This window comes from Mesorhizobium sp. M1004 (assembly GCF_040318795.1).
Classification (GTDB): Bacteria; Pseudomonadota; Alphaproteobacteria; order Rhizobiales; family Rhizobiaceae; genus Mesorhizobium.
The window spans coordinates 69178-82809 of sequence record NZ_JAMYNB010000011.1 but is presented as its reverse complement, the minus strand read 5'-3'; the positions used below and the strand labels follow the sequence as shown (position 1 = coordinate 82809).

At 63.1% G+C, this 13632-nt stretch carries 12 protein-coding genes; 2 read left to right on the top strand and 10 right to left on the bottom strand.

What is annotated here, in order from left to right:
* Positions 1-33 precede the first annotated feature (33 nt).
* From NKH54_RS22435 to dusB, 6 genes are all read right to left on the bottom strand, one after another.
* Complete coding sequence (locus NKH54_RS22435) at positions 34-894, bottom strand: D-amino-acid transaminase (RefSeq protein WP_023682546.1); 861 nt, start codon at positions 892-894, stop codon at positions 34-36.
* A 102-nt stretch (positions 895-996) separates the two neighbouring features.
* Positions 997-2358, bottom strand: coding sequence for a nitrogen assimilation response regulator NtrX (gene ntrX / locus NKH54_RS22430; RefSeq protein ID WP_023668929.1), 1362 nt, complete (start codon positions 2356-2358; stop codon positions 997-999).
* The gene (locus NKH54_RS22425; protein WP_353028889.1) at positions 2348-4636 is read right to left on the bottom strand and encodes a sensor histidine kinase NtrY-like; all 2289 of its coding nucleotides are present in this window, start codon (positions 4634-4636) and stop codon (positions 2348-2350) included. Before NKH54_RS22425 ends, ntrX begins: the two co-directional genes overlap by 11 nt.
* Positions 4637-4780: 144 nt before the next feature.
* The gene (gene ntrC, locus NKH54_RS22420; protein ID WP_023710528.1) at positions 4781-6238 is read right to left on the bottom strand and encodes a nitrogen regulation protein NR(I); all 1458 of its coding nucleotides are present in this window, start codon (positions 6236-6238) and stop codon (positions 4781-4783) included.
* The gene (locus NKH54_RS22415; RefSeq protein ID WP_023706549.1) at positions 6235-7380 is read right to left on the bottom strand and encodes a two-component system sensor histidine kinase NtrB; all 1146 of its coding nucleotides are present in this window, start codon (positions 7378-7380) and stop codon (positions 6235-6237) included. Before NKH54_RS22415 ends, ntrC begins: the two co-directional genes overlap by 4 nt.
* Positions 7377-8399 (bottom strand): tRNA dihydrouridine synthase DusB, encoded by a 1023-nt coding sequence (gene dusB / locus NKH54_RS22410; RefSeq protein WP_353028888.1) that lies wholly within the window; start codon positions 8397-8399, stop codon positions 7377-7379. Before dusB ends, NKH54_RS22415 begins: the two co-directional genes overlap by 4 nt.
* A 139-nt stretch (positions 8400-8538) precedes the next feature.
* Between dusB and NKH54_RS22405 the strand changes: the two genes are divergently transcribed.
* Complete coding sequence (locus NKH54_RS22405; RefSeq protein ID WP_353028887.1) at positions 8539-9762, top strand: bifunctional 2-C-methyl-D-erythritol 4-phosphate cytidylyltransferase/2-C-methyl-D-erythritol 2,4-cyclodiphosphate synthase; 1224 nt, start codon at positions 8539-8541, stop codon at positions 9760-9762.
* On the top strand, positions 9759-10268 hold the full coding sequence (locus NKH54_RS22400) for a CinA family protein (protein WP_353028886.1): 510 nt from the start codon (positions 9759-9761) through the stop codon (positions 10266-10268). The genes NKH54_RS22405 and NKH54_RS22400 overlap by 4 nt, the downstream gene beginning before the upstream one ends.
* Here NKH54_RS22400 and NKH54_RS22395 read toward each other — a convergent pair.
* From NKH54_RS22395 to lpdA, 4 genes are all read right to left on the bottom strand, one after another.
* Positions 10244-10705 (bottom strand): type II toxin-antitoxin system RatA family toxin, encoded by a 462-nt coding sequence (locus NKH54_RS22395; RefSeq protein WP_023835245.1) that lies wholly within the window; start codon positions 10703-10705, stop codon positions 10244-10246. The two genes, NKH54_RS22400 and NKH54_RS22395, sit on opposite strands and share 25 nt — an antisense overlap.
* A gap of 11 nt (positions 10706-10716) precedes the next feature.
* A complete protein-coding gene (gene lipA, locus NKH54_RS22390) occupies positions 10717-11682 on the bottom strand; it encodes a lipoyl synthase (RefSeq protein WP_023688453.1) in 966 nt (321 codons plus the stop codon).
* A 127-nt stretch (positions 11683-11809) separates the two neighbouring features.
* Positions 11810-12067, bottom strand: a complete 258-nt coding sequence (locus NKH54_RS22385; RefSeq protein WP_023668920.1) for a GlsB/YeaQ/YmgE family stress response membrane protein — start codon at positions 12065-12067, stop codon at positions 11810-11812.
* A gap of 102 nt (positions 12068-12169) precedes the next feature.
* Positions 12170-13618, bottom strand: a complete 1449-nt coding sequence (lpdA, locus tag NKH54_RS22380) for a dihydrolipoyl dehydrogenase (RefSeq protein ID WP_023668919.1) — start codon at positions 13616-13618, stop codon at positions 12170-12172.
* Positions 13619-13632 lie beyond the last annotated feature (14 nt).

Sequence of the window (13632 nt, the reverse complement as noted above, 5' to 3'; positions counted from 1 at the left end):
GATATATTGATGTGCAGTCCGTCTGTGCGGTTATCAGGCTGGACTTTTTTCCGCAACGTCAAAAAAGGCTTGCCGCAATGAAAGTGTTATCGAACCGGGGTGCCCATTGGCGACCGCGGCACCGTCGATTGCCACGACCGGCATGGCGATTGTCGTTGCCGAACTGATGAAAGCTTCTCGCGCCGCCTTGGCTTCAGTGACTGAAAACCCGCGCTCCTCGATCGTCAACCCGAGCTTTGCCGCCACTTCGAACATGGTCGTGCGGGTGATGCCGCGCAGGATGCCATGCTCCGCCGGCCGGGTGACCAGAACGCCGTCCCTTGTAACGATCCAGGCGTTGGACGAGCCGCCCTCCTTGACGTTGCCATCGGTGTCGACGAACCAGGCTTCCTGGGCGCCGGCCTCCTTGGCCTTCTGCTTGGCCAGCACGTTGGGCAGCAGGCCGGTGCTCTTGATGTCGACCCGGTCCCAACGGTTTTCCGGCACGGTGATGACCTTGATGCCCGCCTCGGCTCGCTTGGCGGCCGCCACCGGGTCGGCCTTTCTGGCCGTAATCACCAGCGATGACGGTGTATCGGCCGGGAAAACGAAGTCGCGGCTGGCAACACCGCGCGTAACCTGGACATAGACCAGGCCGTTGACGACGTGGTTGCGCCGGACGATTTCGCGCAGAAGAAGCGGCAGCACGCCCTTGGTGACCGGCCAGTTGATCGACAATTCGCTAAGCGAGCGGTTCAGCCGGGCAAGATGGCGCGGCATGTCGACGACAAAGCCCTGCGCCACCTCGCAGACCTCGTAGACGCCGTCGGCGAACTGATAGCCGCGATCCTCGATATGCACGGCAGCGTCGGCATGGGCGACATAGCGCCCGTTCACATAGGCAATGCGCGGCATGGGTTATCCCTCAGAACAGTCTCGCTATTTCTAGGCGATTCCGCCGCTGCCGTAACCGGCAATTGCACGGGCCACGGCCCGCTGGACCAACAACAATGGGGATCAGACCCCCAGCGACTTCAGTTTCCGGTGCAGCGCCGAGCGCTCCATGCCAATGAATTCCGCCGTCTTCGAGATGTTGCCGCCGAAACGGTTGATCTGGGCGATCAGATAGTCCTTCTCGAACTGTTCGCGCGCCTCGCGCAGCGGCAGCGCCATGATGTGCTGGTCGGACTGGTTCGGCGTGCGCGGCATGACATCGCCGATCTCCGACGGCAACAGGTCGGCGGTGATCGGCGCATCGATATCGTCGCCACGCGCCAGGATCATCAGCCGTTCGACATTGTTGCGCAGCTGGCGGACATTGCCCGGCCAGTTGTGCGCCTGCAGCACGGCAAGCGCATCGTCGCCGATGCGGCGCGGCTTGATGCCGGCCTGGCGAGCGATCTGCTTCATGAAATTGTCGACGAGATAGGGAATGTCCTCTCGCCGCTCGGCCAGGCCCGGCACCATGACCGGAACCACCGCCAGGCGGTGATAGAGGTCTTCGCGAAAACGGCCGTCGGCGATCATCGCCTCCAGGTTCTGCGAGGTCGAGGAGATGATGCGGACGTCGACCTTGACCCGCTTGGTGCCGCCGACCCGCTCGAACTGCTGTTCGACCAGCACGCGCAAAATCTTGTTCTGCGTCTCGCGCGGCATGTCGGCCACTTCGTCGATGTAGAGAATGCCGCGGTGCGCCTCTTCAAGCGCGCCGACCTTGCGCTCGGTGCCGTTCGATTCGGTGCCAAACAGCTCGATCTCCATGCGCTCGGGCGTGATGTTGGCCGCGCTCAGCGTCACGAACGGCGCGCCCTTGCGCGTCGACAGCGTGTGGATGGCGCGCGCGGCGAGCTCCTTGCCCGAGCCGGACGGACCGATGATCATGACGCGGCTGTTGGTCGGCGCCACGCGCTCGATGGTCTGGCGCAGCTGGCTCATCGCCGACGACATGCCGATCAGGTCGAAGGTTTCGCCGCTGCGCTGCTTGAGGTCGGACACCTCGCGCCGCAATTTCGAGGTTTCGAGCGCCCGCTCGGCGATCAGGATCAGCCTGTCGGCCTTGAACGGCTTCTCGATGAAATCATAGGCGCCGCGGCGGATGGCCGACACCGCTGTCTCGATATTGCCGTGGCCGGAGATCATCACCACCGGCAGGCTCGGATGCATCGTCTTGATCTCGTCGAGCAGCGCCAGCCCGTCGAGGCGCGAGCCCTGCAACCAGATGTCGAGGAAAATCAGCCGCGGCGCCCGGTCGGCGATTGCCGCGAGCGCGCTGTCGGCATCGAATGCCGTGCGGGTTTCATGCCCTTCGTCGCTCAATATGCCCGCGACGAGTTCACGGATGTCTTCCTCGTCATCGACGATGAGAATATCAGACGCCATTACCGACCTTTTCAGTTTCTCGTTCGTGTTCCGTTTCGCCTTGACCGCGTGGCGGCGCGGTTGCGGCAGCTGGCGGCAGGATGATCGAGATCATCGCGCCGCGTCCACCGTGGAAGTCCGCGGGCGCATCGTGCAGTTCGAGCCGTCCGCCATGGTCTTCCACGATCTTCTTGACGATGGCGAGGCCGAGCCCGGTGCCCTTCTCGCGCGTCGTCATGTAGGGCTCGAGCAGCCTTTGGCGATTCTCGCGCGGCAAGCCTTTGCCATTGTCGATGACGTCGATTCTGATCGCGCCATTCTGCCGGGCAGCTTGAATCCGGATTATGCCGTGCGAACCGTCCTTTTGTTCCAATCCGTCAATCGCTTCGGCCGCGTTCTTGATCACGTTGCCGAAAGCCTGCGCCATCAGCCGGCTATCGAAGGTGCCCTTGAGCGGCTCGTTGCCGAAAACGCGTTCGAAAGCGATATCGGCGCGACTGACTTCGACCAGGAACGAGGCCTCGCGCAGCGATTCGCGCAGATCGATGGCCTTCATTTCGGGCTTGGGCATGCGGGCGAAAGCGGAGAACTCATCGACCATGCGGCCGATATCCTCGACCTGCCGGATGATAGTGTCGGTGCACTGGTCGAAAATCTCGCGGTCCTCGGTGATGACCTTGCCGAAGCGGCGCTTGATGCGTTCGGCCGAGAGCTGGATCGGCGTCAGCGGGTTCTTGATCTCATGCGCGATGCGCCGCGCCACGTCCGCCCAAGCCGACGAGCGCTGCGCCTGGACCAGATCGGTGATGTCGTCGACCGTCACGACGTAGGATTTCTCGTCCTCGCCATCAGCGCCGGCCTCGATGGTGATCTGCACGTTGAAGGTGCGCTCGGCGCCGGTGCGATAGAAGGTGACCTGCTCGCGATAGACCGGCTTGCCGGATTTGCGGCCGATCTCGAAGACACGGCCGACATGCGGCAGCACGGCGGACAGGTTCTGCCCAAGTGCTGCCGTGGCCGAAATGGCCAGCATCGTTTCGGCCGATTTGTTGACGATGGAGACGATGCCGTAGGGATCGACGCCGATGACGCCGGCGGTGACGCCGGCCAGCACCGCTTCCGAGAAACGACGCCGTTCGTCGATCAAATCCTTGGCCGACAGGATCTCGTTGCGCTGCGATTTTAGCTCAAGCAGCATCTTGTTGAACGTATCGCCAAGCGAGGCGACATCGCCGTCGGAAGGCCGTACCGGCACGGCGACATCGAGATTGCCGGTCGCAACCTCGTCAGCCGCGCCGATGAGCTGGCGGATGGGCCGCACCAGACGGTCGGCCACCGCTATGCCGGTCCAGATGGCCGACAGGATGATGATCAGCGTCAGCGACAGATAGGGAAGCGCAAACGCCACCTGCGAGGTCCGCCTGTTGTCTTCCAGGCCGCGATATTCCGCGGTGTTGGATTGGACGATCGCCCGTGCCTTGATCACTTCGGGGTCGACGAGGCGATTGGTGTAGAGATAGAGGCCTTCGATCTCACGCAACTTGATAATGGCGCCCATGATGTTGCGCGTCTTCGGCTCGATCAGCACCGGCTTGCCGTCGGCCGCACTCGCCACCGCGCCCTCTGGCGGTGCCGGCATGGCGAAATTCGCATCGGTCTGGGCACTCACGACAAAGGAGCCGTCTTCCCTGACCAGCGCCGCATGCACCAGGCTTCTGCCGACGGCTTCCTTGTTCATCAAGTCGAGAAAGCCGGTTCGATCGAGGCCATAAAGCGTGCGCGAGGCGTCGAGATCGTAGGCCATCGACAGCGTCGTGCCCTGAAGATTGCGAGCGTTTTCCTGCACGTAGGCGTCAGCGATCGACAGCGACGAGTTGACGATCGCCTTGGTGCGGATCTCGAACCAGCGGTCAAGGCCGATATCGAGCGTGATCGAGGCGATGATGGCCACCATGATGGCGGGGATGGCCGCAACCAGCGCAAACATCGTCACGATGCGCACATGCAGCCGCGAGGCCGCCTTGCCGTGCCGGCGCGCCATGGTGATGCGATGCACCTCGCGGCCGACCAGTGCGATCAGCGCCAGCACGAATACGGCGTTGGCCGCAATCAGCGTCAGCGTTGTGTTTGCGTCTGGCGTGATCGGCGTCGCGCCGACAAGAATCGCAAACGAGATTGCCGCCGTAACCAGCGCACCGGCAATCGCGACAACGCCGGGCAACGCAAGCAGCCGGCGTCCATCCCTCTGGCCGGGTCTGCTGAAAAGCGGTTCGTTTGATGTCAGAGCTTGCGAAGCCATGTCGCCGTCTAAGAGCCAGTGATTGCGTTGGATGTATGCAACGCATTGTGGCGATTATGCAACAAGTGTGGCCGTGACGGAAATCTTTCGGCTGCCGATCCCCTGAAAAGGGGATGACCTGGCGTCACTTCGGGCGGTACGCGCTCACGATCTCGACGATTTGTAGACGTTGACGCCCAATTCGCGAATCTTCTTGCGCAGCGTGTTGCGGTTCAAGCCGAGCAATTCGGCCGCCTTGATCTGGTTGCCGCGCGTTGCCGTCATGGAAGCCAGGACCAGCGGATATTCGACCTCGGACAGGATGCGCTGATAGAGACCTGCCGGCGGCAATTCGCCGGCGAAAGAGGCGAAATAGCGCTGCAGGAAGTGCTCTACCGCCTGGCCGATGGAGAGATCGTCCGGGATCAAATTGCCGCCGCCGGGAACGACCGGCCTTTCGCCTGTCTTCAGCTCGGCTTCGATGATCTCGGCGGATATTTCGTCCTGCGAATAGAGCGCGGCAAGCCGGCGCACCAGGTTTTCCAGTTCGCGCACGTTTCCGGGCCACGGATAGCGCTTCATCAATTCAATGCCGCCGGTCGAAATGCGCTTGGTCTGCAAGCCTTCGCTGGCGCCGATCTTGAAGAAATGCCGCACCAGATCGGGAATGTCTTCCGACCTCTCACGCAAGCCTGGCAGCCGAAGCGGCACGACATTCAGGCGATAGAACAAATCCTCGCGGAAAAGCCCCTGGTTGATCAGCGTGCGCAGATCCTTGTTGGTGGCGGCGACGATGCGCACATCGGTCTTGATCGGGGTGCGCCCGCCGACCGTGGTGTATTCGCCCTGCTGCAGCACGCGCAGCAGCCGCGTCTGCGCTTCCATCGGCATGTCGCCGATCTCGTCGAGGAACAGCGTGCCGCCCTCGGCCTGTTCGAAGCGGCCGGTGGAGCGGTTCTGCGCGCCGGTGAAGGCGCCCTTCTCATGGCCGAACAGTTCCGATTCGATGAGGTCGCGCGGGATTGCCGCCATGTTGATGGCGACGAACGGACCGCCGCGGCGGCGGCCATATTCGTGCAGCGCGCGCGCCACCAGTTCCTTGCCGGTGCCGGACTCGCCCGAGATCATCACCGTCAGATCGGTCTGCATCATGCGCGCCAGCATGCGGTAGATGTCCTGCATGGCGGCCGAGCGTCCGACCAGCGGCATGGCATCCGGCTGCTCTTCCGGCCGCGTATCGATCTTCGGCCGCCGCGGCTCGGACAGCGCCCGGTTGACGATATTGAGCAGCTCGGTCAGGTCGAACGGCTTCGGCAGATACTCGTAAGCACCTGTTTCGGAAGCACGGATCGCCGTCATGAAAGTGTTTTGCGCGCTCATCACGATGACCGGCAGCTCGGGCCGCGCCTTCTTGATGCGCGGCAGCATGTCGAAGGCGTTCTCGTCCGGCATGACAACGTCGGTGATCACCAGATCGCCCTCGCCCGCCGCCACCCAGCGCCACAGCGTCGAGGCGTTGGAGGTCACGCGCACCTCATGGCCGACGCGCGACAGCGCCTGATTGAGCACGGTGCGGATGGCCGCATCGTCGTCGGCGACGAGAATATTGCCGCGAACCGTCATTTGCGGTCTCCTTCGCCTTCATCATCGGCAGTGTCGATGGGTGTTTCTTTCCAGGCCGGCATCAGGATTCGGAAGGTGGTGCCGCGCGGCGTCGAATCGCATTCGATGATGCCGCCATGCTCGCCGACGATTTTCGCCACCAGCGCCAGGCCGAGCCCCGACCCGTTCGGCTTGGTGGTGATGAACGGATCGAACAGGATCGGCAGAATGTCTTCCGAAACGCCGGACCCATTGTCGCGCACGCAGAATTCAAGCGGTAGCGACACGCGGTCCTGGGTTCCGGGAACGGAAACGCGGATGCCCGGCCTGAACGCGGTCGACAGCACGATCTCGCCCTGCGGGTCGCCGCCGATCGCCTCGGCAGCGTTCTTGACCAGGTTGAGAAACACCTGGATCAGTTGGTCGCGGTTGGCGAAAACCGGAGGCAATGATGGATCATAGTCCTCCAATATCCTGATTCTCTTGGCAAAACCGTTCTTCGCGATTGCCTTCACATGGTCCAGCACGACATGGATGTTGACAGGATAGCGGTCAATCGGCCGCTCGTCGGAAAACACTTCCATGCGGTCGACGAGGGAGACGATACGATCGGTCTCGTCGGTGATGAGGCGGGTCAGCGCGCGATCCTCGTCGGACGCCGAGAGTTCGAGCAGCTGTGCGGCGCCACGTATGCCGGACAGCGGGTTCTTGATCTCATGTGCCAGCATGGCGGCAAGGCCGGTGACCGAACGCGCGGCACCCCTGTGTGTCATCTGCCGGTCGATCTTGTCGGCCATCGAGCGTTCCTGGAACATCACCACGATCGAGCCTGGGAATTCCGGCACCGGCGCGACATAGAGATCGACGACCTTCTCGATGCCGAGACGCGGCGACGACACGTCGACACGGTATTCGTTGACCGGCGCACGGCGCTCGCGCACCTGGTCGACCAGTTGCAACAGCGGGCTGCCGAACGGGATCAGCTTGGACAGTGTGTTGCGTGCCAGCATGTTGGCGCTGGAGCGGAAGAAGTCTTCCGCGTCGGCATTGGCGTAGGTGATGAACCCATCGGGATCGACCATGATGACGGGACGGCGGATGGTGTTCAGCACTATACTGGCGGCATCCGCCATGTCGGAGCTCGGTGTGACGGTGGCGTTCATGCGGCGCTCCGCAAGGGCGTGGCTTCGCCGGAAAACACCTCATGCAGCAAGGCAATGACGCGGGCGGGTTCGAAAGAGGTGAGGATGGCTTTCCGCCGCTCATCGGAAACGCCAGCAGCGTGGCGGTCGAGATACCAGCCGAGATGCTTGCGCGCCTGGCGCAAGCCACTTTCGACGCCGTAAAGCGTCAGCATGTCCTCGTAGTGGGAAACGATGTAGTCGGCCATGGCTTGCGGGCTTTCCGGCACGCCCGAGAGCGCGTCGCCCGCAGCCGTCGCCGCAATGCGGCCCGCCGTCCATGGCGCGCCATAATGGGCACGACCGATCATAACCGCGTCGGCGCCCGACTGTTCAAGGATTTCGGCGGCCTCCGCGGGCGAGCCCACATCGCCATTGGCGACCACCGGGATCGAGACGGCGTCCTTGATGCGGGCGATGGCGCCCCAATCGGCCTTGCCTTGATAAAACTGGCAGCGCGTGCGCCCATGCACGGTCACCATTTTAACACCGGCCTCTTCGGCGCGGCGCGCCAAAACGGGTGCATTGAGCGCATTGTCGTCCCAGCCGAGCCGCATCTTGACCGTGACCGGCACTTGGACCGCGCCGATCACCGCTTCGATCAGCGACAACGCATGGTCGAGATCGCGCATCAGCGCCGAGCCGGCATAGCCGCCGGTCACCTTCTTGGCCGGGCAGCCCATATTGATGTCGATGATGTCGGCGCCCTCGCCGGCAGCGATGCGCGCGCCCTCGGCCATGTGCTCGGCCTCGCGGCCGGCAAGCTGGACCATATGGACGGGCAGCCCGGAATGACGGATGCGCAGGTCGCAGCCGGCCCTGCCCTTGGCAAGCTCGCCGCTCGCCACCATTTCCGACACGACCAGGCCCGCGCCATGCGCGTAGGCGCGCTGCCGGAACGGCTCGTCCGTTATTCCCGACATGGGCGCGAGGAAGACGCGGTTGCGGATCGTCACGCCGCCAATGTCGAGCGGCGAAGCCAATTTTGTCACTTCAGGCATGCACAAAAACCAAGCATATCGGATTGCTGCACATTCTCTAGCCATAAGAAAGGCATTGTGCAACGCGCAATGACGTCACATTGCGGCGCATTTGGGAAAATGCTGGCCTTCGCCATAAGCCGCGACTAAGCCTCTCGGCATGACAGACGCAAGCGAAAAACCGGCCGAGGCGACGACCGACAAGGTCGGCGTGGTCATCGTTGCAGCCGGCCGCGGCGCGCGCGCCGGACAGGCCGACGGGCCGAAGCAATATCAGCGCATCGGCGGCCGTGCCGTTATCGCGCGCACGCTGGAGACTTTCCTGGCGCATCCCGAAATTGGTCCCGTCGTCGTCGCCATCCATGCCGATGACCGCGCGCTTTTTGACAAGGCAGCCGGCGTATATGCCGAGCGGGTTACCGCCGTGGTCGGTGGCGAGTCGCGCCAGGCATCGGTCCGGCTCGGCCTGCTGGCGCTGAGGGACCGTACGCCCGGCCGTGTCCTTGTCCATGACGCGGTGCGGCCCTTTGTCGACGCGGCCCTGATCGACCGCACCATTGCGGCCATTGGCGAGCGCCAGGGCGCGCTGCCCGCTTTGCCCGTCGCCGATACGCTGAAGCGCGAGTCGGGCACCGGCATGATCGAGGAGACGGTGCCAAGGGCCGGCCTTCATGCCGCGCAGACGCCGCAGGGCTTTCCGTTCTGGCCGTTGCTCGCCGCGCATGAAAAGGCCCATCATCTAGGCAAGGCGGATTTCACCGACGATGCCGCGATCGCCGAATGGGCGCATATTCCGGTGAAAATCGTCGAGGGATCGCCGGACAATGTCAAATTGACCTGGGCAAGGGATATCGCGATGGCGGATCAACGGCTTACTGGCGAGCGTTTTCCAGACATTCGCACCGGCAATGGCTATGACGTGCACGCCTTCGAGGCTGGCGACCATGTCACTTTGTGCGGCGTCGCCATCCCGCACGGCAAGAAGCTTTCGGGCCATTCGGATGCCGATGTCGGCCTGCACGCGCTGACCGATGCGCTGCTCGCTACTTGCGGCGCCGGCGACATCGGCACGCATTTCCCGCCTTCCGATCCGCAATGGAGGGGCGCGGCGTCAAAGATCTTCGTCGAGCATGCGGCCAGGTTGGTGCGCGAACGCGGCGGCCGCATTGCCAATGCCGACATCACGCTGATCTGCGAGGCGCCGCGCGTCGGCCCGCATCGCGAGGCCATGACCAACGCGTTGTCGGCGATGCTGGGCATTTCCAGCGATCGCATCTCCATCAAGGCGACGACCAACGAAAAACTCGGCTTTGTCGGCCGCGAGGAAGGCATCGCCGCCATCGCCACAGCCAGTGTCGTCTTCCCCGGGGAGGTTCCCGCATGAACAACAGCGATCTTGCCAACGCCCTGCTCCAGGTCTGCCGGCAGCGCGGCATCATGCTGGCGACGGCCGAGAGCTGCACCGGCGGCATGATCATCTCGGCACTGACCGACATTGCCGGCTCGTCCGCTGTCGTCGATCGCGGCCTCATCACCTATTCCGATGAAGCAAAGATGGAGATGCTCGGCGTCTCGCCCGCCACACTCGAGGCGCATGGCGCCGTCTCGCGCGAAACGGTTCTGGAGATGGCGGCGGGCGCTCTGGCGCGCTCGCGCGCCGGGCTGGCGCTTGCCGTCACCGGCATTGCCGGCCCAGGCGGCGGTTCGCCGGAAAAACCGGTCGGCCTCGTCTGGTTCGGAGTTGCCCTAAGACGTGGGCCGGTGGCTGCCGAGCTCAATATGTTTGCCGACAATGGCCGCGACTTCATCCGCCGCGAGACGGTCAAGCATGCGCTGGAGATCGGGCTGCGCGCGCTCGGCGACACTCATGAGATGGGCGTCGTTCCGTAGATGACGTCCGCACGTTTTTCGAAGGCTTCGGAAAACATGCGGAAGGCGCGATCGAACATGGTGCCCATCACCACGCCGAGGATGCGGCTCTTGAACTCGTAGTCGATGAAGAAGCGGACGTTGCAGCCGCCGCCGTCGGCCGGCTCGAAGCGCCAGATATTGCTCAGATATTTGAACGGTCCATCGATGTATTTGACATCGATTGTGTTCTCGTCCGGCTTCAGCAGCACCTGCGTCGTAAAGGTCTCGCGGATCGCCTTGTAGCCGATGCTCATATCGGCGAGGAGAATGGTGCGGCCGTCACGCTCCTTGCGCGAGCGCACCGTCAGCGCCTCGCACAGCGGCAGAAATTCAGGATAGGTCTCGATATCGGCGACCAGCGCAAACATCTGCTCCGGCGTGTGGGCAACGCGGCGTGTGGCTTCGAATTTCGGCATTGAAGCAGGATTTAACTGGCTTTTTTGAGCTGCGCCTCACGCGCCGCCCGCAGCCTGGCGAAATCGTCACCGGCATGATGCGAGGAGCGCGTCAGCGGGCTCGACGCCACCAGCAGGAAACCCTTGGTCTTGCCGATCGTCGCGAAGGAGTTGAACTCCTCCGGCGTGACGAAGCGGATCACCGGGTGGTGTTTCTTCGACGGCTGCAGATACTGGCCAATGGTCATGAAGTCGACATTGGCCGAGCGCAGGTCGTCCATCAGTTGCAGGATCTCGTTGCGCTCTTCGCCGAGGCCGACCATGATGCCGGACTTCGTGAAGATCGACGGGTCGAGCTCCTTGACCCGCTGCAACAGCCGGATCGAGTGGAAATAGCGAGCACCCGGCCGCACCGTCAGGTAGTTCGACGGCACGGTTTCGAGATTGTGGTTGAAGACATCGGGCTTGGCCGCCACGACGATCTCCAGCGCGCCCTCCTTGCGCAGGAAATCGGGCGTCAGGATTTCGATCGTGGTCAAGGGCGTCGCTGCTCGGATCGCCCGGATAACCTCGGCGAAATGCTGCGCGCCGCCATCGGCGAGATCGTCGCGGTCGACCGAGGTGATGACGACATGGGTCAGCCCCATCTGCTTGACGGCATGCGCGACACGCGCCGGCTCATCGGCATCGAGCGCGGTGGGAATGCCGGTGGCGACATTGCAGAAGGCGCAAGCGCGCGTGCAGATCTCGCCCATGATCATGAAGGTGGCGTGCTTCTTTTCCCAGCACTCGCCGATATTGGGGCAGCCGGCCTCTTCGCACACGGTGACCAGCTTGTGCGACTTCACGATCTCGCGGGTTTCGGCATAGCCCTTCGACATCGGCGCCTTGACGCGGATCCAGTCGGGTTTGCGCAGCACGTCCTGATCAGGCTTGTGTGCCTTCTCGGGGTGCCGCAGGCGCGGCGCGTTGGCGATCGTGTCGAGAACAGTGACCATCTCAAACCTGACTTGTTGGCGTCTGCCCGTCGGCATTCGCCCTTCTGACGTCATCTAGGACTTTTCGGTGCAAAGAAAAAGGCCGCGGCGGCGCATGCCGCCACAGCCTTTTTCGCATAGCGGTAGTCTAGCGGCGTATGAGCCGCCCGGCAAAGATCAGCAGGCAGGCGCCGATGAAGCCGGTGATCAGGTAGGCGAGCCAGCCGACACCGAAGGGTTCGATGTTGAGCGCCCTGAGAATTGCGTTCAGCACCACCGCGCCGACAATGCCCATAATGATGTTCATCAAGACGCCGGTATTGCTCTTCATGACCATCTCGGCCAGCCACCCGGCCAAACCGCCGATGATGATGGCCGCAATCCAGCCCACGCCATTCACGTCCATATGCCAACTCCTCCAGTGTCAGGTGAAAATGCATCCGGAAACGAACTGTCTTGCCGTAAGGTTCCTCCGGCGCATGCGTCTGAGTCTCGCGGCACCAATTTATCACGCGTTGAGCGCACGGCCATAGGCATCGAGCACGCTTTCCTTCATCATCTCCGACAGCGTCGGATGCGGGAAGATGGTGTGCATCAGCTCTTCCTCGGTGGTCTCCAGGTTCATCGCCACGACAAAGCCCTGGATCAGCTCCGTCACCTCGGCGCCGACCATATGCGCGCCGAGCAGCTGGCCGGTCTTCTTGTCGAAGATGGTCTTGATGAAGCCCTGGTCCTCGCCAAGCGCGATCGCCTTGCCGTTGGCGCCGAACTGGAAACGGCCGACGCGGATGTCCTTGCCTTCGGCCTTGGCCTTGGCTTCGGTGAGCCCGACCGAGGCGACCTGCGGGTTGCAATAGGTGCAGCCCGGGATCTTCAGCTTGTCTGTCGCATGCACGCCGGGGAAATTGGCGATCTTCTCGATGCAGACCACGCCTTCATGCTCGGCCTTGTGGGCGAGCATCGGCGGTCCGGCGACATCGCCGATAGCGTAGATGCCGGGAACGTTGGTCTTGCCATAGCCGTCAATGACGACGCAGCCGCGATCGGTCTTCACGCCGAGCGTCTCGAGGCCGAGATTATCGATGTTGCCCTGCACGCCGACGGCCGAGATCATGCGGTCGGCGGTGATCTTCTCGACCTTGCCGTCCTTCATCTCGACATGGGCGGTGATCGAGTTGGCACCCTTCTCGACCTTGGTCACCTTGGCCTCGAGGATGATTTTCATGCCCTGCTTCTCGAACTGCTTCTGCGCGAATTTCGAGACCTCGGCATCCTCGACCGGCATCACCGCCGGCAAAAGCTCGACCACCGTCACCTCGGCGCCCATGGTGCGGTAGAAGGAGGCGAACTCGATGCCGATGGCGCCCGAACCCATGACCAGCAGCGACTTCGGCATCTCCTTCGGCACCATCGCCTCGAAATAGGTCCAGATCAGCTTGCCGTCCGGCTCGATGCCGGGCAGCGCGCGCGGCCGGGCGCCGGTGGCGAGAATGATGTGCTTGGCGGTATAGGTCCCCTCGCCCTTGACGCCCTTCGGCACCGGCGGCTGCGGCTCCATCGGTTTCTTGGCCGTCTTGGAAACGACGATTTCACCTGGCTTTGAAAGCTTGGCCTCGCCCCAGATAACGTCGACCTTGTTCTTCTTCATCAGGAAGGCGACGCCGCCATTGAGCCTCAACGACACTTTGCGCGAGCGGTCGACGACAGCGGCCGTGTCGGCGCTGACCTTGCCGCCTTCGAGCTTCAGGCCGTAGTCCTTCAGATGGTCGGAATAGTGCATGATCTCGGCCGAGCGCAGCAGCGCCTTGGTCGGGATGCAGCCCCAGTTGAGGCAGATGCCGCCGAGATGCTCACGCTCGACGATGGCAGTCTTGAAGCCGAGCTGGGCGGAGCGCACCGCCGTGACATAGCCGCCGGGGCCTGAGCCGATGATGATGACGTCGTAGGATTCAGCCACGGGGTTTCTCCCTG